The organism is Ruegeria sp. HKCCA4812 (assembly GCF_013034245.1).
Taxonomy (GTDB): Bacteria; Pseudomonadota; Alphaproteobacteria; order Rhodobacterales; family Rhodobacteraceae; genus Ruegeria.
Map to the genome: position 1 here is coordinate 174,291 of NZ_WQFQ01000006.1, position 19,968 is coordinate 194,258.

Here is a 19,968-nt window from a genome sequence, read left to right on the forward strand (position 1 = left end):
TCAGATTCGGTTTGGGTTTATATATTGACCAACCGTTCGGTTAATGCAATGATTAAGTTGAAACGAGACCAGATGAGACAGTCATGAGCGATACGATTCTTGTACAAGACAACGGGAACTGGGCCGAAATCACCCTGAACCGCCCGGACAAGCTGAACTCGTTCAATGAAGAAATGCACCTGGCGCTTCAGGATGCGCTGAAAGCCGCGCGCGACGGCGGGGCCCGCGCGATATTGCTGACCGGTGCCGGACGAGGCTTTTGTGCCGGTCAGGACCTCGGCGATCGCGACCCGTCGAAAATGGATGGCCCGCCGGATCTAAGCAAAACGGTACGCAGGTTCTATGCCCCTCTTGTCCGGTTGATCCGGTCGATGAATATCCCGGTGATCTGCGCCGTGAACGGAGTGGCCGCCGGGGCGGGTGCAAATCTGGCGCTGGCCTGTGATATGGTTCTGGCCGCGGAAAGTGCGAAATTCATTCAGAGCTTTTCCAAGGTGGGTCTGATTCCCGACACGGGCGGCAGTTGGCACTTGCCGCGCCTGTTGGGCGAGGCGCGCGCCAAGGGGCTGGCCCTGACAGCCCAACCCCTTCCGGCCAAGCAAGCCGAAGATTGGGGGCTGATCTGGAAGGCGGTGGCCGATGATCAATTGATGACCGAAGCGCGCGCACTTGCCGCGCAATTGGCAAACGGCCCCACCCTCGGGCTCGGGCTGACAAAACAGTGCATTCAAACGGCTGCCACCACGTCGCTCTCGGATCAGCTCGAGATCGAAGCAGACGCAATGAAGACCTGCGGGGAAAGCGCGGATTACGCCGAGGGCGTATCCAGTTTTCTTGAAAAGCGGGCACCGAATTTCCAGGGACGCTGATGATGACACCCAAAGAACGTGCCACGAAATCCGCTGAAGCGATGTGGGCGAATGACCAAGCCAGCAAATGGTTCGGGATGGATCTGGTCGAAGTCGACGAAGGCCGTGCAGTTCTGACCCTGACAGTCGGGGACCATCACTGCAACGGGCACGGCATTTGCCACGGGGGCGTCACTCATGCCCTGGCCGACAGCGCCTTTGCCTTCGCCTGTAACAGCCGCAACGTGGCAACCGTCGGCCAGCATACGATGATGAGCTACCTCGCGCCCGGAAAAAAAGGGGACCATCTGACCGCAATCGCGTCAGAGGTTGCCGTCACCGGCCGCAGTGGCATCTATGACGTCCGCGTCACCAACCAAGACAACACCCTGATCGCCGAGTTTCGCGGAATGTCCCGCGCGGTCGGCGGGCAGAATTTTCAGGAATAGCTTCGCGACTGGAGGAGTGACGCGATGGAAGACCTTTCCCCAAACAAAGCGGATCTGGACCCGATCGAGATCGCCTCAATCGACGAAATCCGCGCGACGCAGCTTGAACGCCTCAAATGGTCCGTTCGCCACGCCTATGAGAACGTTCCGATGTACAAGCAACGGTTTGACGAATCCGGTGTGCATCCCGACGATCTTCAGCAGCTTTCGGATCTGGCGAAGTTTCCGTTCACGTACAAGAATGATCTGCGTGACAACTATCCCTTCGGCCTGTTCGCCGTTCCACGCAGCCAGATCATTCGCCTGCACGCCTCGTCCGGTACGACGGGCAAGCCGACGGTGGTGGGCTACACGAAAAACGACATCGACAATTGGGCGGATCTGGGCGCAAGGTCCCTGCGCGCATCGGGGTTGCGCAAAGGTGACATGGTGCACAATGCCTATGGTTACGGGTTGTTCACCGGCGGTCTTGGTGCACATTACGGGATCGAGCGGCTTGGCGCGACCGTCGTCCCCATGTCCGGTGGGCAAACCGAAAAGCAAGTCAACCTGATCAACGATTTCCGGCCCGACGGGATCATGGTTACGCCTTCCTATATGCTCAATATCCTTGAACAGTTCCACAAGGCGGGGCTCGACCCGCGTGAAAGCTCGCTGAAGGTTGGCGTGTTCGGTGCCGAGCCCTGGACAGACGCCATGCGCGCCGAAGTCGAGGATGCGTTTGATATGCATGCGGTCGACATCTATGGCCTGTCCGAAATCATGGGGCCCGGGGTGGCCAATGAATGCGTTGAAACCAAGGATGGCCCGGTGATCTGGGAAGATCACTTCCTGCCTGAAATCATTGATCCCGCGACCGGAGAGGTCCTGCCCGATGGCGAAACTGGCGAGTTGGTGTTCACGACCCTGACCAAGGAAGGTTTGCCGATGATCCGCTATCGCACGCGCGATCTTACCTGCCTGTTGCCGGGGACAGCACGGTCCATGCGCCGGATGGCCAAGATCACCGGTCGCAGCGACGACATGATGATCCTGCGCGGCGTCAACGTCTTTCCCAGCCAGATCGAAGAACAGGTCATGGCGACGGGGGGCCTTGCCCCTTATTATCAGATCGAGCTGTACAAATCCGGCCGCATGGACGCCATGCGGGTTTATGTTGAATCGTCCCCGGATTCCACCGACGAACTGTCCAAGACGGCCGCGGCACGGATGCTGACCAAGCGGATCAAGGACGTCGTTGGCGTCTCAACGGAAATTGTTGTAGGTGACCCCGGCGACGTCGAACGCTCTCAGGGCAAGGCGAAGCGCGTCGTCGACAATCGCGATAAGGAATAAGCCGTGGCCCGTACAATCGCCAAAGATCACGACCAGAAGCGGAAGCAAATCCTGAAAACGGCCGCCAAAGTGTTCGCCGACCAAGGGTTTGATCGCGCCTCGATGACCCTGTTGGCAAAAGAGTGCGGGATTTCCAAGGCAAACATATACCACTATTATGACAGCAAGGATGCCATCTTGTATGACATCCTTGAAACCTACCTGCGCGAGCTTCGCGACCGTATCTGCAATGTGGATCTGAACGGTCTTACGTCTGAACATAAGCTGCGGAAAGCGGTGCGCGAAATCCTGTTTGCCTACCAAGGCGCAGATGATGAACACCGGGTGCAGATCAGCGGCATGAGCGCCTTGACCGAGGAACAGCAGAAGCTTCTGCGCGGGTATCAGCTGGAATTGGTGAATTTTGTGCGCGACATCCTGAAAGAGCTGGCGCCGACAGCCTTCAACAATGACAAGGACAAGCTGCGCGGCACCACGATGTCAGTTTTTGGGATGCTGAACTGGTATTACATGTGGAACAGCGGAGCAGGGCCCAAGGCCCGCGAAGACTATGCCGATCTGGTCAGCACTCTGACCGTCCATGGTATCCAAAAGCTCTAACTGAGGCCTTTCGGGCAAAACCGTTCCAAGTCCAACACAGGGGTGCCTGCCCTTGACCCGTTGCCACAGTGGCAGGTTCAGGGCCGCAACGTGTTTTCCTCATCCTGACCAATTAATGCGGAACTCTTCCCGAAACGCAAAACGCGCCAGATGAGCCTCGATGACCTGTTGCCATCGGGCCAGATCACCGCGCGCCCGGGTGGCGGCGGTTACGGTCAGGCTGGTGTCGCCTGCCGAAAGGGTGACGCGGTTCCCGTCCGGAAAGCTCACGCTGCCTTGCGTTTCATCGAACGTTACCTGAGCCTTGCGCGACCAGTGTTTGCAAAGCTGTTGCAGGTATTTCGACGCCGCGCCTGTCTGCGCGATTCCCGAAGCCACCTGATCGGGCAGCAGGTTGAGCCCATCAGCCGCAGCGGCCCGGATTGCCTTGGCGAACAAAGTCACATCGATGTCCGTGGCCACGAATGTTGCCCCCAGATCCAGGCATTTTCGCTGCATGACCGGGTCCAGCGACAATATCCCTGCCGGCTTGCCTGCCGCAACGATGCGCCGGATCGCATCAAGAACGGCCTCGATCACGTCCGGGTGCCCGGCATCGCCGATATGGCCCATATCTGCGGCCAGATCCGACGGGCCGACGAACACCCCATCGACGTCGGTCGCCAGGATGTCGTCCAGCGCCTCCAGCCCAAGCCTGTTTTCGACCTGCACCAAAAGACAGATCTGCTCGTCCGCCGTTTTCAGATAATCCGGGATAGCCGCAAAACGCGAGGCCCGCGCCAAAGCGGAACCTACGCCCCGAACGCCACGGGGTGGATACTGCACGGCCCGCACCAGTTCGCGCGCCTGATCGCCGCTTTCGACCATCGGCACCAGAATGTTCTGCACACCGGCATCAAGATATTGCTTGATCATCCAGGTCTCGCCAATCGGCAGGCGTGCGACAGGGGTACTGCCAGATCCTTCAATCACCCTCACCTGCTCGAGGATCGAGCGCAGATCGTTTGGCGCATGCTCACCGTCGACCAGCAGCCAGTCAAACTGCGCGGTTGCGGCGATCTCGGCGGTGTAGGCATTGGCCAAGCCGATCCAACACCCGATCAAAGGGGTTCCAGACGTCAGCGCGGCCTTGAACGAATTGATTGGCGCAGGCATTGGCGCTCCTTTCAGGCGAAATTGATATCGACTGAGCCGAACGGCCCGAAATCCGCGTGGATTTCTGTTCCCGGGGGGCATTCGACCGGGCGGATAAAGCTGCCGGACAGAACAACCTGGCCCGGCGCGATGCTCTGACCGTATTGCGCCATGCGACGCGCCAGCCACACGACGCTTTCGACCGGATCGTTCAGCACCCCCGCGCCCAGACCGGTTTCCTCGATCTCGCCATTGCGGAAGGTCAGCGCGCCAACCCATCGCAGATCAAAGGCATCCACCCTGTGGCGATCGTTGCCCAAAACGATACCGGCATTGGCGGCATTGTCACTGATCGTGTCAAAAACAGTGCGGGCCTTGCCGGTTTCGGGATCCACCCGTTGAATCCGCGTATCCAGAATTTCGATGGACGGCGCGACGTAATCCGTCGCCGCGATGATATCTGCGCGGGACACGTTTTCCCCGCCTATGGCCGATTTCATGACAAAGGCAATTTCGGCCTCGATCCGGGGCTGGATGAAGCGCCCGGCCGGAACGGTGGCACCCTGTGCAAACACCATGTCGTCAAACAGAATTCCACTGTCAGGAATGTCGATGTTCAACGCGTATTGCATGGCTTTCGAAGTCAGGCCGATCTTCCACCCGATCACCTTGCGCCCTTCGGACAGTTTCTGGCGACAGATGGCGTTCTGCACCTCGTAAGCGTCATCCATGCGCATCTCGGGGTGGCGCAGGCTGAGCAGGCCAATCTGCTGATGCGTTCGTTCCGCCTGCAACAGGTCAGCGGCCGCGCGCACATGGTCTTCGGGCGTCATACTTTTTCATCCTCAACCGTGTTTCGCAAAGTACCGATACCGTCGACCGAGACCTCTACCACGTCACCGGGTGCCAGGTATTTCGGCGGATCGAACCGCGCGCCCGCCCCGGTCGGTGTACCGGTCACAATGATATCGCCGGGCTGAAGCGTCATGAAAGTCGAGATATATTCGATCTCGCGCCGGATCGGGAACATCATGCGGTTCAGCGTATCATCCTGCCGCAGCTCGCCATTCACACGGGTTTGAAGACGCGCCTCATCCAGCTGAGCCGCATCCGTGAACGGAACCAGCCACGGGCCGATCGCCCCGGACTTGTCCCAGTTCTTGCCTTGTGTGACATTGAACTTGGCGTGCCGAACCCAGTCGCGAATGGTTCCCTCATTGCACAACGTCAGCGCGGCGATGTGATCATACGCGTCCTGCTGCGGAATGCGGCGGCCCGCCTTGCCAATCACGATGGCCACTTCGCCTTCGTAATCCAGCGTGTGGTTTTCCGGCGGGCGGATCAGAGGCCGGTCATGGCCGGTAAAGCCACTGGCGAAACGCGGGAACAGGGACATGTGTTCGGGCTGCGCGCTGCCATCTTTGTATTCTGCGTTCCGGTCAGGAAAGTTCACCCCGACGCAAAGGATACGTCGCGCATCCGGCATTACCATGTCATAGGCGAAATCAGGATGGGTGACAGGTTTGCCCTCGGCCGCCTCTGCCAGCTGATCAAACGCCCCGGCCGCGATCACCTCATAAAGGCTGTCGTGTTCCGGGAATTCCTGGTTCAAGGCAATGGCACCACCGTCGGTGATTGCCCCGAAGAAACGTTCTTCGCCCGAAACGAAAGTGGCAAACTTCATTTCATGGTCTCCCACACGTCCCGGATCACGTCCGCCGCCATCAGCACGTCATCGCGGGTGGTATCGAACTGCCCGACCTGAAAGCGGATGATCTTGCGGCCGTCGAACATGCCCTGCGTCAGGTAAATCCGGCCGTCGTCATTCAGCGCGTCCACCAGACGCTGCTGCTGAGCATCGTCCCCCGGGCAGCGGAAGGAAAACAGGCTGAGGATCGGGCCGGTTGTAATCTCGAACCCCTCGATCGCACCAATCTTTTTCGCCAGTTCGCCGGCCCATGCCACATGGTTGCGGATGCGTTCGCGCAATCCCTCCAACCCATACGACCGCAACAGGAACCAGATTTTCAACGCCCGGAACCTGCGGCCCAGCGGGATGGTCCACTCCGAGTAATTCGTCACCTCGGCTCCGGTCGTCTTGAGGTATTCCGGTTCGATTTTCAGCGTATCAAGCTGCGGCGTGGCGTCCCTCAGGAACTGGATCGCACAATCGAATTGCGCGCCCATCCACTTATGCGGGTTGAAGACGATGCTGTCATAGCGGTCGGCGCCCTGCCACAGAGCCCTGCGGAATTCGGGGCAGATCATGGCCGAACCAGCCCAGGCGGCGTCAAGATGGGTGTAGAGGTCGTATTTTTGCGCAATATCAGCCACGGCCATCAGATCATCGCAGGCCCCCACACCTGTGCCACCGGTAACCGCAACGATCCCGGCCGGGACATGTCCGGCGGCGATGTCATTCTGAATGGCGGCCTCAAGCGCCGAGGGGACAATTCCGAAATTCGGCCCCTGCGTGGGCAACTTGACCAGATTGTCCTGACCGATCCCGGCAACCCAGCATGCCCGGTCAATCGACGAATGCACCTGATCGGAACAATAGATCCGCAACGCTCCCTTCGCGTTCAGGCCCTCCCGGTTGCCGGTAAAGCCGGTGGCCCGTTCCCGCATGGTCAGTACCGCCGACAAGGTGGCCGAAGAGGCGCTGTCCTGTATGACGCCGGTCATACCCTCGGGCAATCCGAGGGCCTGCCGCAGCCAGTCGACCATGACGCCCTCGACCTCGGTCGCGGCAGGCGAGGTCTGCCACAACATGCATTGGGCCGCGATGGTCGTCACCAGCATCTCGGCCAACATGGACGGGGGCGCAGCGTTGGCCGGGAAATACGCAAAAAAACGCGGATGCTGCCAATGGGTGATGCCCGGCATCACGATCCGTTCGAAATCGGCCATGATGGCGTCCATCGGCTCGCCTGTCTCGGGTGGCGTTGCAACAAGCTGTGCCGCGATTTCCCCCGGCGCGGTCTGGGCCCGCACGGGACGTTCAGCAAGTGTCCTGTGATAATCCGCCGCCCATTTCGAGATGTGCTGACCCCAATACGAAAACGTGTCCCAGTTCATCTACTGACTTTCCTTTGTGACAGGATCACCGCCAAACCCTTTTGTTCCGTTGCGTGCGTCACACCGAAAAGCTGACATTGGCCTGACCGGTGCCAGAGCTGCCGAAATACGGGGTGTAAATGTCGATCTCACCCTTGTAGCTTCCCCACCCCAACGCACCAAACAGCAAAGCGGTGTCATTCATGGCGCATTCACCGGTGCATTTTTTTGCATAGTCCGGCAGCATTTCCAGAAACTCTTCAAATCGGCCCTGCTGCCACAGCTCCAGAACGCGCATGTCCATCTGGCGGTTGAACTCGCCATTCACGGCATTCAGCCCGTCGACCGAGCGTTCATTCGGCGTAAAGTCGTGGCTGAGCGAGCCGGACGCCAGAATGGATACATTGCGGTCCGAACGTCGGATACCCTCGGCAATGGCCTCGCCCCAGGCCCGGTTTTCCGCAATCGACGAGAATTGATTGACCGCCACCGGCAAAACCCGGGCATTCACGCCATCATTGATGAAATGCATCGGCAGGAGGGTGCCGTATTCCATGCCCATATCGGGGTGCGAATGGCCCAGCGCCCGCTCTCCCCGTTCGCGCAGAACGTCAAGGATGGTTTCCCCAAGTTCATGATCGCCGCGATAGTCGAACTCCATATCCGCCAACATATGCGGCAATTCGTGACTTATGAACCGGCCCTTGTGATGTTCCTTCGTGTTCAGGTGAAACCCTTGATTGGTGATCCAATGGGTGTCGAAAACGATGAACGTCTCGACCCCGCGGTCGATCGCGTCCTGACGCAGGCGTGCATATCCATCAATGGCGGATTGCCGGATGCCTTTGTACTTTGGCATCGTGTGGGACATCCAGATGCTGGGTACATGCGTGATCTTTGCGGCCTGTACTATCTTTCCCATGGCAATTCCTCCTCGTGTAATGGGCTTGCCCCGGCCGGGGTCGGCCTGCGTAATCTATTTACCCAACTGCATGATGTCGTGCTGACCGGTGGCAAAGCCGATATGTTTCTGTTCCATATAGAATTCAAAGCTCCAGTCGCCGCCATCCCGGCCGATGCCGGACGCCTTGACCCCACCGAACGGCGTGGGCAGGTGACGCACGTTCTCGGAATTCACCCAGATCATTCCAGCCTCCAGCCTGTCTGTAAACCGAAGCGCGCGGGTCAGATCATTGGTCCAGACATAGCCGGTCAGGCCATATGGCGTGTCGTTGGCGATCTCCAGCGCCTCATCCTCGGTCGAGAACGGGATCGAGGTCAGGACAGGGCCAAATATCTCCTCACGCGCGATGCGCATCTGGTTGGTGGCATTGGTGAACAGGGTCGGCCGGACGAAATAGCCCGCATCCCCCACCGTGACGCCGCCAGCGGCGACAGTTGCGCCATCTTCCTTGGCGATGTCGAAATAGCTCGTAACCTTGTTGTAGTGTTCTTCGGTCACCAACGGCCCGATCTCGGTCTCGGGGTCCAAGGGGTGGCCCACCTTGATGTTGTTGACGCGTTCAACCAGTCTGGCTTCGAAGTCTTCCTTGATCGTGTCCTGCACCAAAAGCCGCGAAGACGAGGTGCAGCGCTCGCCATTGATCGAATAGATCATGAAGATCACGGCATCCAAAGCACGCTCCAGATCCGCATCATCAAACACGACAACCGGGTTTTTTCCACCCAGTTCCAGATGGTTGCGCTTATGGGTATCTGCGCCTTGCTTGACGATCAGACTGCCGGTACGGCTTTCGCCCACAAAGGCAATGGCCTTGATCAGCGCATGCTCGCACAAAGCCTTGCCAGCGTCGGGTCCAAACCCGTTGACCGTGTTCAGCACACCTTTGGGCAGCCCTGCCTGTTCGGCGATTTCCACCAGAAGGCGGGCCGTCAGAGGGGAATCCTCGGCGGGTTTGTGAACCACCGTGCAACCCGCAGCCAGGGCCGGCGCGATCTTCCAGGTCGACAGCATGAACGGCGTGTTCCATGGGGTGATCACGCCGACCGGGCCAATCGGCACACGGGTCGTCAGATTCATCAGCGTCGGAGACTTCAGGTGCTGCCCATCCCGCGCCTGAATCACCTGATCCGCGAAATACCGGAAGTTCTCTGCCCCGCGCAAAGCTGCCTTTGACATGAAGCGCAGGGTCTGCCCCGTGTCCCAACACTCGCACAGTGCGATTTCCTCGGCGCGCGCTTCAATGGCATCAGCCACATTCAACAAGATGCGACGGCGTTGGGTGGCGGGCATGTCTCTCCACTCTGCAAAGGCTGCGTAGGCGGCCTTGGCTGCCGCGTCGATGTCATCGGCCGTGCCATGGGCAACATCACAGATCACGGATTTATCGACGGGCGAGACCGACTGAAACACACCGGCAGATCCGTCCCGGTCTTCACCCGCGATACGGTTGCGGATGCCCGTTTCCCGGAACCGGCCCAGAAAGCCGTTCAGCTTTTCGATGTTTGTGTCCAGTGCGCTCATGCGTCAGGTCTCCTGCGTGGTCGCCGACAGGTGGTCGCGGATCGTACCGGCCTTGGGCGACAGCTTGGGGTCGATGTCACGCATCTCAAGCGAGAGCGCGATGGAATGCTGTGAAAAAACCGGCGCCAGGTATGTTTTGACCGCCTCGAATATGCGCTGTGTCGCATCTTCTTTGACATCCGCGGATCGGCCCGCCCGCAGGCGGATCGAGATATCAATGAACCCGTGCGCCGGGTTGCCGTCCGCTATGGCGTAATGATCGACCCGTGTCGCGCGCACACGAATACCGGGCATGGGAAAGGTCTCGATTCCAGCCGCCGTTGACCGAATGCACTCGCACAGGCCATCCATGTCGATCCTGTCTTCAAGATTGCCGGAATATTCGACATGGAAGTGAGGCATGGTCTCTCCTTTATTAGTTAACATGTTTAGTTTTTAATGCACCCCCTGTCAAGAGATTGCTTTGTTAATCTTTGCAATTCACGGAACGGCGTTCTAGAAGGCCGCATGAACACTCAAAGCCATTCCAAAAGCACTGCCCGGTCCCTTCCGATCGCGTTGTTGCGTGCCCGTGAAACCGTCATGGCTCCGATCCGGGATATGCTGCAAGGCATCCAACTGACCGAGCAGAAATGGCGCATCCTGCGCGTTCTGGACGAGTTGGGCGAAGTGGAGCAAAGCACCATCGCGCACGAGGCGTGCCTGCTGCTGCCCAGCGTGACCCGCATTTTGCGCACGATGGAGGCCGACGGCCAGATCACCCGCCGTCAGGACAGCAACGACAAACGCCGCACCATGGTCAAGATCACCGAAGCAGGAAGCGCCATCCTCAGGGAAAACCTGGCCACTTCACTTGCGATCTCCAGCAATATCGAAGCGCAGATGGGCAAGGAGAAGCTGGATCAGCTGCTGGATCTGCTCGAGGAGCTGCAAGCCATCAAAGTCTGACCCCGCCAGGTTCCGACGGGGTCGGTTGACCGCCTACAAAGTGGCAAGACCGGTATCCAGCGCCGACAGAATTTTGGCCACATCTTCCGAAGTGACGATCAGCGGCGGCGACAGAATGATGTTGTTGCCAGACACACGCACCATCACGCCATCTTCATATGCGGCTTTCTGAACCTGAAGCGGCAGGTGTTTTGCGACAGGCGCCTTGGTCGCCCGGTCCGAAACCAGTTCCAATGCACACATCAGTCCCTCGCCGCCCCGCACGTCCCCGATCGCGTCATGCTTGTCGGCCAGCTTTTGCAACCCGGCAAACAACTCGTCCCCGCGCGCAGCAGCATTTTCCCAGATCCTCAGCCGGTTGATCTCGGACAGGGCGGCCAAGGCCGCGGCCGCCCCGACCGGATGGCCAGAATAGGTGTACCCCTGATCCACGGACGCCAGGCCCGTGGTGTCACTTTCAAACACCTCTGCGACCGCACCGGAAATCATGGCCGCGCCAAAAGGGAAATACCCGTTGGTGATCGCCTTGGCCGTCGTCATGATGTCGGGCTGAACACCCCAGTGCCGCGCACCGCTCTCGCTGCCGGTACGACCAAAGGCGGTGATGATCTCGTCCGAGATCAGCAGGATGCCGTGTTTCGAACAGACCTCGCGCACCATGGGCATGAAGCTCTTGTGCGGCGGGATCACCCCCCCGGCCCCCAGCACCGGCTCCATGATGAAGGCCGCCACAGTGTTTGCACCCTGAAAAGCGATCTCGGCCTCAAGCGCCTTGACGCAAAGCTGCGCCAGACGCTCGGGGTCGGTTTCGTCAAACGGGTTGCGATAGGTCCACGGCGCAGGCACGTGAAAACAGCCGGGCATCATCGGCTCATACACCGCGCGGAATTTCTGGTTGCCGTTGACCGAGGCGGCAGCAAAATGGGTGCCGTGATAACCCTGCTTCAGGCTGATGAACTTGGTGCGCCCTGCTTCACCCCGGACCTTGTGATATTGACGCGCAAGCTTCAGCGCAATTTCGACCGAATCCGACCCGCCCGACGTAAAGAATGAACGGGTCAGCCCGTCGGCCTCGAAGAACTGGGCCAGCTCATAGGACAGCTCGATCGCCTTGTCGTTGCTGGTGCCGCGAAAGGTCGAGTAATAGGGCAACGCGTTCAGCTGATCCGCTATGGCCTGTTTCACCGGTTCACAGGAATAGCCCAGATTGACGTTCCACAACCCCCCCACGGCGTCCAGCGCCGTGTGGCCATCGACATCAGTGATGTTGACCCCTTCACCACCGCTGAGAATGGTCGGTGGGTTCTTCCGGCTGTCGGCAGGGTGCGCCATCGGGTGCCAGAAGTACCGGGCGTTGTTTTCCTTCAGAAAGTTGGAGTCTTTCATGTCGCGAGTCTCCGAGTGTTGAATCCGCCCCGGGTCACGGGTGGAATCCGGTTGGAAAGGAGTCGGGCAACTGGCCGCCAAAACCAGCAGTCAGATCAGCCGAAAGTGAATGCAACGTGGACAGTATTGCCGGAAGGCGGTCGCCGGTTGCCCGGGTTTCCGGGACAGCTATCGCGATGGTACCCAATGCGACCTGATCGATGCCGAAGATCGGCGCGGCATATCCAAAAACACCTTCTTCGTAACTGCCACGGCTGTCGGCCCAGCCTGAAACTCTGATCTTTGCGACCCGCTCCTTGATAAGCTTCGGATCAGTAAGCGTGGCTTGTGTAAACCGTGCCTGCGCGTGCTGATCCAACTGCTCCAAGAGGTGAGCCGGCCCGAAACTGAGCATGCAAAGACCTGATGCCGTCGCATTGAGCGGAAGCATCTCGCTGGGATCCAGGCTGACACGGACACTGTGCAGCGTTGTTTCCACCACAAGCGCCGTCTGCAACCCCGATTTCTCCAGCAAAGACAGATGCAGGGATTCGCCGACCACCTGCATGGCGGCCTGCATCTTTTGGCGCGCGCCCTCGATGCCGGGCCTGGCTATCTCTCGCAGCGCGGCCAAACGCAAAGCCGCCGGCCCGATCGCATAGGATTTCGTCATCGGATTCTGTTCGATCAACCCGAACTCCTCGAGCGCGCGCAGGTGACGCAATGCCGTTGCTTTGTTCAGCCCGGACAACCGCGCAAGGTGACTCAGCCCGATCTCTGGGCGGGCATTGGAAAAGTAGTCCAGCATTTTTAGGGCGTTAAGGGCTGTACCCATGTGCGTGTGGTCCTCTTGCTCAGGTAATACTTGACAGAACTAACTTAACAAAGCAACATTATTATTGTTAACGCGGTTCAAATAATGAACCACTATCGGGAGGTGTCAATGAAGAAATTTCTAACAGCCGCCGCTTTTGCGGCTTCGGCCACTGCCGCACTGGCTGAATACCCTGAAAAGCCGGTAAGTTTTGTCGTCCCCTGGCCTCCGGGTGATCTGGAAGATGTCCTTACCCGGATGATCGCCGACGAATTCCAGGCCATGTATGGTGTGCCTGCCGCTGTGGTGAACAAACCCGGCGGCGGAGGCGGCCCATTCCCCGGCGCGGTCGAGGTGGCAACCGCTCCGGCGGATGGCTACACCATCGGCTCATTCGTCATCGGCGTACCTGTCATCGGTCCCGAAATCGGAATTCCCGAACTCAACCCGAATCCTTTTGATCCAATTGGCATCTTCCTGACCTATCCCTTCGTCATCGCGGCCAGCAAAGACGCGCCGTTTTCAAATTGGGAAGAACTGGCCGACTACGGCAAGGAAAATGACGTGGCGCTTGGCCATTTCGGATCGGTTCTGCCCCCCACTCAGGTCACATTTGCGGCTGCGGTCAGCAGCGGGTTCGACTTTGCCAGCGAAGCGGCTTTCGACGCCCTGGATTGCAACACGCTGGCCTCAGGCGACGTGGATGTCATCAATACGACGCTACAGCTTATCCTTCCCTGCCTTGATCAGGTGAACGTCCTTGCCAGCATCGGCGGCGAGCGGATTTCACTGGTTCCGGATACGCCGACGATCGTGGAGCTCAATCCGGATCTGCCATTGGCCCTTTGGAACGGGCTGTTCGTGCACAAGGACACGCCTGCCGACGCGCGTGAAAAGATCTCGGCTGCCGCGCAGAAAGCGTTGTCCTCGGACAAGGCCAAGAAGCTGGCTGAGGAAACCGGCGCCCTGATCTACTGGCAGGACCCGGACGCTTCGAATGCTCAGATCGAGCAGGACAAAGCCTCTTTCGCCAAGATCGAAGAGATTCTGGGCGAATAATCCGAAACAGGCCCGGCCAGATCGAACAACGCCGGGTCTGTTTGATTCAAACAGGAGGCCAAAATGATAGCAAAGACGCTGCAAGACATGTTCCGACGGTATCGACGTCCTGGCGATATTGTCTTTGCTTTCCTTTTCTTCGGCTTCTCCCTGTTCCTTCTCAGCCAGATCGGCGCTGAGACTCAAGCCGTCAAACGAACCAAGTGGTTTGCGCAACCCGCCCTGTGGCCCAAGATCGCGATCTGGGGCATGGTTTTGTTCAGCGGCCTCCACTTGCTGGGCTCCTTCCTGTCCCCACGCATTCCCGGACGGCTGCGAGAGGTGACGTTCTGGCTGATGTCCCTCGAATACGTTGCCTATTTTCTGATCTATGTCGTGGCGGTTCCGTGGCTTGGATACCTGCCATCGACCATGCTTTTTGCAGCCCTGCTGACGATACGATTGGGGTTTCGATTGCCTGGGGCTTTTTGCGTTGCACTTGCCTTCGGCGCGGTCGTTGCAGTCGTTTTCCGCGCGTTGCTTCAGGTGAACATTCCTGCCGGTCGGATATACGAATACCTGCCCGACGGGCTGCGCGCCTTTGCGCTGACCTACTTGTGAGGCCAAGATGGACAATCTGATTTCCGGCTTTGCAATTCTGGCGCAGTGGCAGGTCGTCGTGGCACTGGTCATCGGATCGGTGGGCGGGGTCATCATCGGCGCATTGCCCGGCGTCGGCGCTGCTGTCGCAATTGCCATCCTGCTGCCCGCCACCTTCGCGTTCGAGCCCATCGTCGGCCTGACCCTTCTGTTGGGCATCTACGGGTCGTCCATGTATGGCGGCGCAATCCCCGCCATCCTGATCAACACGCCCGGTACCGCCGTCAATGCACTGACCACCTATGACGGCTATCCCATGACCAAGCGCGGCGAGGGCCACCGGGCCCTGTCGCTGGCCTATTCGGCGTCGTTTTTCGGCGGCATTTTCTCGATCCTCTGTCTGATCATCCTGTCACCCGTATTGGCCTGGGTTGCCCCGCATTTCGGCAGCCGCGAGATTTTTCTGGCCGCACTCATGGGCATCCTTCTGGTGATCCTGGCCCATCGCGGGCAAACCTTCTCGGCCGCGATGCTGGCATTCTTCGGCATCTTCCTCAGCACCGTCGGTCTGGAACCCGTCAAATACACCAAACGTTTCACCTTTGACCAAACCTGGCTTTCGTCAGGTGTCGATCTGATCGTGGTGGTTCTTGGACTGTTCGCCATCAGTCAGGCGCTGCTGTTGCTGGTCGACAAAGAACACGCGCCGGGCGAAGCCCATGTGCGCGGCAGCATTTTCGCGGGCCTCAAAGAGCTGCTGGGACTGAAACGCATCGCGACGGTTTCGTCATCGCTGGGTGTGCTCATGGGCATGATACCGGGTACAGGCGAATTCACATCACAGTTCCTGTCATACACATACGCACAGAAAACCTCTGAGGACCCGGACAAATTCGGCGATGGGTCACCCGAAGGTCTGGTGGCGTCCGAGGCGGCCAACAATGCCGTTCCCGGGGCTGCGATGATTCCACTGCTGGCGCTGGGTATTCCGGGCGAGGCGCTGACCGCGATGATGCTGTCGGTCTTCTATGTTCACAATGTGATCCCCGGACCGCAGCTTTTCGCCGATCAGATGGATTTTGTCATGGCGCTGTACATGTCGCTGATCCTGCTCAACGTGATCGTTCTGGTCTTTCTTTTGTTCTCGACCAACCTGCTGCTGAAGATCATTCAGATCCCGACGCGCTTTCTGGGGATCATGATCCTGACGCTGTCCTTTGTCGGTGTATTCAGCCTGCGCAACTCAGTCACGGACTGCGCCATTGCCGCCGGGTTCGGCGTGTTCGGGCTGATCCTGAAGCGCCTGAACCTGCCCATTGTTCCGATCATTCTGGGCATGGTTCTGGGCGGGATCATGGAAGTCAAACTGCGCAGCGCCATGGCGCGGGTGAAGTCACCACTTGATTTCATCGACCGACCGATTGCCGCAATTCTTTTCATCATGATCCTCGGGATCCTTCTGCTGCACGTTCGCTCGCTGATCAAGGAACACAAGGAACGTATCAGACCGCAGCCGGTTCTCGACGAAGACTCAACTCAGCAAGGATAACCCCATGGACCAATCCTCGATTGATGCGCTGCGTGCGCAGGACATTGCTCCGCGCGGGCATTTCATAAACGGCCACAGTCAGGATGGCGAAACCGGGGCCCGGCATCAGGTTCTGTCTCCGATCAACGGCCAACCTCTGGCGCTGATCGCCGAAGGCACACCGGCCGATGTCGACATGGCCGTGCGCGCGGCGCGCGATGCTTTCGAGGACGGGCGATGGTCGCGCATGGCCCCTGCCGGCCACAAGAAAGTGCTGTTGAAGCTGGCTGATCTGATTGAAGGCCGCGCGCTTGAACTGGCCGTGTTGGGCGTGCGCGACAACGGAACCGAGATCACCATGGCCTACAAGGCCGAGGCGCTCTCGGCGGCGGCCACTTTCCGGTATTATGCCGAGGCGATCGACAAGATCTACGGGCAAATCGCCCCGACAAGCGGTGACTTTCTGGGTCTTGTGCATCACGCTCCGGTCGGGGTTGTGGGGGCCATCGTGCCCTGGAACTTTCCACTGATGATCGGCAGCTGGAAAATTGCACCGGCACTGGCCGCAGGCAATTCCGTCGTGCTGAAACCTGCCGAAAGCGCCTCACTCAGCCTGCTCAAGATTGCCGAACTGGCCGCAGAAGCCGGAGTGCCCGATGGGGTGTTCAACGTCGTGACCGGGCGTGGCTCGGTCGTGGGTGAGGCGCTGGCCCTGTCGATGGATGTCGACATCATGGTGTTTACCGGGTCGGGCACGACCGGGCGGCGGCTGCTGGAGTATTCGGCGCGGTCGAACCTGAAACGCTGCTATCTTGAACTGGGCGGCAAATCCCCGAACATCGTTTTTGCCGACGCCCCTGATCTGGCCGAAGCGGCCAAGGTTTCCGCGGCGGGCATCTTCCGCAACTCTGGTCAGGTCTGCGTCGCCGGATCGCGCCTGTTGGTCCAGCAAGAGATCTACGAGGACTTCGTCGCCGAGATCAGCCGCCACGCCGAAGGCTTTCGCGTCGGCGACCCGCTGGATCTCAACAACCAGATCGGTGCGGTCCACAGCCTGCCAGAGCTTCAGGCCAATCTGGATTTCGTCACCAAGGCCGAGGCCGAAGGCGCCGAGCGCCGGACCGGCGGAAACCGCATCCTGACAGAGACCGGAGGCTATTACATGGCGCCGACCGTGATGGCCAACGTGAAAGAGACCGACACCCTGTTCCAGAATGAGGTCTTTGGCCCTGTTCTGGCCGTCACGCCCTTTGCCGACGAAGACGAAGCGCTGCGCCTTGCCAACGCCACGGTTTACGGGCTGGCCGGTGGTGTCTGGACCTCGAACCTCAGCCGCGCGCATCGCATGGTGGCAGGCATTCGCGCCGGCGTTGTGCATGTCAATACATATGGCGGTGCCGACCTGACCGTTCCGCTGGGCGGCGTTCGCCAATCCGGCAACGGGCACGACAAATCGCTGCACGCGATCGAGAAATACTTCGATCTGAAAACCGCCTGGATAAAACTCTGAAAAAAGGCCGCCCGCATGACCCTTCCAGCAAAATCCGCGGAACTCATTGAACGCAGGGCCCGGTTGCTGGGGCCCAATGTATCGACCTTCTATGACGAACCCGTTCATTTCGTGAAAGGTGAAGGCGTCTGGCTGTGGGATGCGGACGGGCGCAAGTATCTGGATTGCTACAACAACGTGCCTCATGTGGGGCATTGCAACCCGCGCGTGGTCGAGGCGATCTGTCGTCAGGCGCGCACGCTCAACACGCACACCCGGTATCTGCATGACGGGATTCTGGACTATGTGGAAAAACTGACCGGAACGATGGACGAATCCCTGGATACGGCCATCCTCACCTGTACCGGTTCCGAGGCAAATGACATTGCTCTGCGAATGGCCGAGGCGATGACCGGAAAACGAGGGATCATTGCCACCGACGCCACCTATCACGGCAATACCGCGCTGGTCAGCCAGTTGAGCAAATCGAACATCCCGACGGTCGGCTTCGGTCTGGGCCGGTATTTCCGCTTTGTCAGCGCGCCCGACAGCTATCGCAATCCCGACCCGGACGGGTCAAAATTCGCCGATGCCGTGGCGGAACAGATTGCGGAACACGAAAAGGCCGGCACCGGTTTTGCCGCATTGATCCTCTGCCCTTATTTTCTGAACGAGGGGTTTCCCGACAACCCGGACGGTTGGCTGGCACCCACGGCCAAGGTCGTACGCCAGGCCGGGGGCCTGTTGATCTGCGACGAGGTGCAATCAGGCTTTGGCCGAACCGGCACCCACATGTGGGCGCATCAGAAGTTGGGCGTTGTGCCGGATGTCATGACCTTGGGCAAACCCATGGCCAACGGCCATCCAGTAGGCGGCGTGGTCACAGGTTCCGAGATCATTTCGGCATTCCGCAAGGGATATCGGTACTTCAACACGTTTGGCGGAAACCCTGTTTCCTGTGCTGCCGCGATGGCGGTTTTGGAAGAGATCGAAGACCAGAGCCTGGTCGCACACGCCAGATCCGTTGGCGACCACGCGCGAAAACGGCTGAACCTTTTGAAAGAAAAATATGACGTCATCGGAGACATACGCGGCTCGGGGCTGATATTCGGGGCTGAAATGGTTCTTGATCGCAACAGCAAGGAACCCGCCGGTGAATTCACTGACCGTATCATCAACGCCATGCGCCAGCGCGGGATCATTCACTCCAAGCTTGGGCGTCACAAGAATACTCTGAAAATTCGCCCGCCCATGCCATTCTCTGTCGAAAACGCGGACCTTCTTTTCGACACGCTGGACGACGTGTTGGCGGAAACGCCGCTGGTGGCATGAAGCAGATCGTGGAACATGCGCTGTCCCTTTGGGGGCTGGCTGATGGCCAGGCGTCTCTCGTGGCGGCTCGGGAAAACCGCGTCTATCGCGTTCAGGCAGGCCAGACCGCCTATGCCCTGAGACTGCATCGCAAGGACTTGCGAACGGATGCCGAACTCCGGTCAGAGCTACAGTGGATGGCTGTTCTCGGCAAAAACGGGGTCCGGGTTCCAACGCCCGTCGCGGCCTCAGATGGGCGCTATCTGCATCTGGTGGAGGGCATTCAGGTCGACATGCTCGACTGGTTGCCGGGCCGCCCTTTGGGTGCGACAGGAAAGGCTTTGACGCATCAGGACAGGACAGGCGTCTTTTGCTCAGTCGGCCGGGAAATGGCACGGCTGCACCACATCAGCGACCGATGGGCACCTCCTCAGGACTTCGTGCGTTGGTCATGGGATCGCAGCGGGCTGCTTGGAGACGCCCCTGTCTGGGGTCGTTTCTGGGAAAACCCAACGCTTGGAAAAACGGACCGGGCCCTTTTCCTGGCGTTCCGGGATATCGCAGATCGTGACCTTCGGCGCGCGGAAAATCAGTTGGATTACGGCCTGATCCACGCCGATCTTGTCCGCGAAAACGTCATGGTTGACGGGGACAAACTGTGGCTGATTGATTTCGACGATGCCGGGTTCGGTTTTCGCCTGTTTGATATCGCAACGACGCTTCTCAAGAACCTGCACGAACCTGATTTCAACCAGCTGCGCGGTGCTTTGCTGGCGGGGTATCGATCTGAACGACCGATCTGCACCCGCCAACTCGACCTGTTCATGGCACTGCGCGCCGTAACCTACGTGGGATGGGTTGCATCCCGACTGAACGAAGATGGATCGGGCATACGCAATGAGCGGTTCATTGAAACCGCCCGGGCGTTGATGTCCCAATACCTTCAACAGCACACCTAGACAGGAGG

20 protein-coding genes are annotated in these 19,968 nt (G+C 59.1%); 11 read left to right on the forward strand and 9 right to left on the reverse strand.

What is annotated here, in order from left to right:
* Positions 1-83 precede the first annotated feature (83 nt).
* Genes paaG through GOW04_RS16590 form a run of 4 tightly spaced genes read left to right on the forward strand, consistent with a single transcriptional unit; the run spans position 84 to position 3,232 of the window.
* A complete protein-coding gene (gene paaG, locus GOW04_RS16575) occupies positions 84-869 on the forward strand; it encodes a 2-(1,2-epoxy-1,2-dihydrophenyl)acetyl-CoA isomerase PaaG (RefSeq protein WP_152460574.1) in 786 nt (261 codons plus the stop codon).
* A 2-nt stretch (positions 870-871) separates the two neighbouring features.
* Positions 872-1,297, forward strand: coding sequence for a hydroxyphenylacetyl-CoA thioesterase PaaI (gene paaI, locus GOW04_RS16580; RefSeq protein WP_171170296.1), 426 nt, complete (start codon positions 872-874; stop codon positions 1,295-1,297).
* A 24-nt stretch (positions 1,298-1,321) separates the two neighbouring features.
* Positions 1,322-2,632: a phenylacetate--CoA ligase PaaK gene (paaK, locus tag GOW04_RS16585; RefSeq protein WP_152460575.1), complete on the forward strand. Its 1,311-nt coding sequence runs from the start codon at positions 1,322-1,324 to the stop codon at positions 2,630-2,632.
* A 3-nt stretch (positions 2,633-2,635) separates the two neighbouring features.
* Positions 2,636-3,232, forward strand: a complete 597-nt coding sequence (locus GOW04_RS16590) for a TetR/AcrR family transcriptional regulator (protein WP_152460576.1) — start codon at positions 2,636-2,638, stop codon at positions 3,230-3,232.
* Between the two features lie 99 nt (positions 3,233-3,331).
* Here GOW04_RS16590 and GOW04_RS16595 read toward each other — a convergent pair whose 3' ends face one another.
* From GOW04_RS16595 to GOW04_RS16625, 7 genes are read right to left on the reverse strand one after another with little or no spacing between them, the layout of a single operon-like run.
* The gene (locus GOW04_RS16595) at positions 3,332-4,387 is read right to left on the reverse strand and encodes an aldolase/citrate lyase family protein (RefSeq protein WP_171233304.1); all 1,056 of its coding nucleotides are present in this window, start codon (positions 4,385-4,387) and stop codon (positions 3,332-3,334) included.
* Between the two features lie 11 nt (positions 4,388-4,398).
* Positions 4,399-5,199 (reverse strand): 2-oxo-hept-4-ene-1,7-dioate hydratase, encoded by an 801-nt coding sequence (gene hpaH, locus GOW04_RS16600; RefSeq protein ID WP_171233305.1) that lies wholly within the window; start codon positions 5,197-5,199, stop codon positions 4,399-4,401.
* Entirely contained in the window at positions 5,196-6,050 is an 855-nt protein-coding gene (locus GOW04_RS16605) for a fumarylacetoacetate hydrolase family protein (protein ID WP_171233306.1), read from the reverse strand. Before GOW04_RS16605 ends, hpaH begins: the two co-directional genes overlap by 4 nt.
* Positions 6,047-7,444: a pyridoxal-dependent decarboxylase gene (locus GOW04_RS16610; RefSeq protein ID WP_171233307.1), complete on the reverse strand. Its 1,398-nt coding sequence runs from the start codon at positions 7,442-7,444 to the stop codon at positions 6,047-6,049. Before GOW04_RS16610 ends, GOW04_RS16605 begins: the two co-directional genes overlap by 4 nt.
* 58 nt (positions 7,445-7,502) lie before the next feature.
* Positions 7,503-8,345 carry a 3,4-dihydroxyphenylacetate 2,3-dioxygenase gene (gene hpaD, locus GOW04_RS16615; protein ID WP_171118157.1) on the reverse strand — a complete coding sequence of 281 codons (843 nt, stop codon included), beginning with the start codon at positions 8,343-8,345 and terminating at the stop codon, positions 7,503-7,505.
* Between the two features lie 54 nt (positions 8,346-8,399).
* Positions 8,400-9,908: a 5-carboxymethyl-2-hydroxymuconate semialdehyde dehydrogenase gene (gene hpaE / locus GOW04_RS16620; protein ID WP_171233308.1), complete on the reverse strand. Its 1,509-nt coding sequence runs from the start codon at positions 9,906-9,908 to the stop codon at positions 8,400-8,402.
* A 3-nt stretch (positions 9,909-9,911) separates the two neighbouring features.
* The gene (locus tag GOW04_RS16625; protein ID WP_171229363.1) at positions 9,912-10,310 is read right to left on the reverse strand and encodes a 5-carboxymethyl-2-hydroxymuconate Delta-isomerase; all 399 of its coding nucleotides are present in this window, start codon (positions 10,308-10,310) and stop codon (positions 9,912-9,914) included.
* Between the two features lie 105 nt (positions 10,311-10,415).
* On the opposite strand from GOW04_RS16625, the gene hpaR reads away from it, so the two are divergent.
* Positions 10,416-10,856, forward strand: coding sequence for a homoprotocatechuate degradation operon regulator HpaR (gene hpaR / locus GOW04_RS16630; protein WP_171233309.1), 441 nt, complete (start codon positions 10,416-10,418; stop codon positions 10,854-10,856).
* 33 nt (positions 10,857-10,889) lie between these two features.
* On the opposite strand, the gene GOW04_RS16635 is transcribed toward hpaR, so the two are convergent.
* Positions 10,890-12,242, reverse strand: a complete 1,353-nt coding sequence (locus GOW04_RS16635; RefSeq protein WP_152460585.1) for an aminotransferase class III-fold pyridoxal phosphate-dependent enzyme — start codon at positions 12,240-12,242, stop codon at positions 10,890-10,892.
* Positions 12,243-12,276: 34 nt separating this feature from the next.
* The gene (locus GOW04_RS16640) at positions 12,277-13,056 is read right to left on the reverse strand and encodes an IclR family transcriptional regulator (RefSeq protein ID WP_171233310.1); all 780 of its coding nucleotides are present in this window, start codon (positions 13,054-13,056) and stop codon (positions 12,277-12,279) included.
* A gap of 108 nt (positions 13,057-13,164) precedes the next feature.
* On the opposite strand from GOW04_RS16640, the gene GOW04_RS16645 reads away from it, so the two are divergent.
* The 6 genes from GOW04_RS16645 (at position 13,165) to GOW04_RS16670 (ending at position 19,960) form a co-directional block, all read left to right on the forward strand.
* Positions 13,165-14,094 carry a tripartite tricarboxylate transporter substrate binding protein gene (locus GOW04_RS16645; RefSeq protein ID WP_152460587.1) on the forward strand — a complete coding sequence of 310 codons (930 nt, stop codon included), beginning with the start codon at positions 13,165-13,167 and terminating at the stop codon, positions 14,092-14,094.
* A 63-nt stretch (positions 14,095-14,157) separates the two neighbouring features.
* Positions 14,158-14,694 (forward strand): tripartite tricarboxylate transporter TctB family protein, encoded by a 537-nt coding sequence (locus GOW04_RS16650; RefSeq protein WP_171170060.1) that lies wholly within the window; start codon positions 14,158-14,160, stop codon positions 14,692-14,694.
* Positions 14,695-14,701: 7 nt separating this feature from the next.
* Positions 14,702-16,222 (forward strand): tripartite tricarboxylate transporter permease, encoded by a 1,521-nt coding sequence (locus tag GOW04_RS16655; protein ID WP_152460589.1) that lies wholly within the window; start codon positions 14,702-14,704, stop codon positions 16,220-16,222.
* A gap of 4 nt (positions 16,223-16,226) precedes the next feature.
* A complete protein-coding gene (locus tag GOW04_RS16660; RefSeq protein WP_171233311.1) occupies positions 16,227-17,711 on the forward strand; it encodes an aldehyde dehydrogenase in 1,485 nt (494 codons plus the stop codon).
* Between the two features lie 15 nt (positions 17,712-17,726).
* Positions 17,727-19,022, forward strand: coding sequence for an aspartate aminotransferase family protein (locus tag GOW04_RS16665; protein WP_171233312.1), 1,296 nt, complete (start codon positions 17,727-17,729; stop codon positions 19,020-19,022).
* Entirely contained in the window at positions 19,019-19,960 is a 942-nt protein-coding gene (locus GOW04_RS16670) for a phosphotransferase enzyme family protein (protein ID WP_171233313.1), read from the forward strand. The genes GOW04_RS16665 and GOW04_RS16670 overlap by 4 nt, the downstream gene beginning before the upstream one ends.
* Positions 19,961-19,968 lie beyond the last annotated feature (8 nt).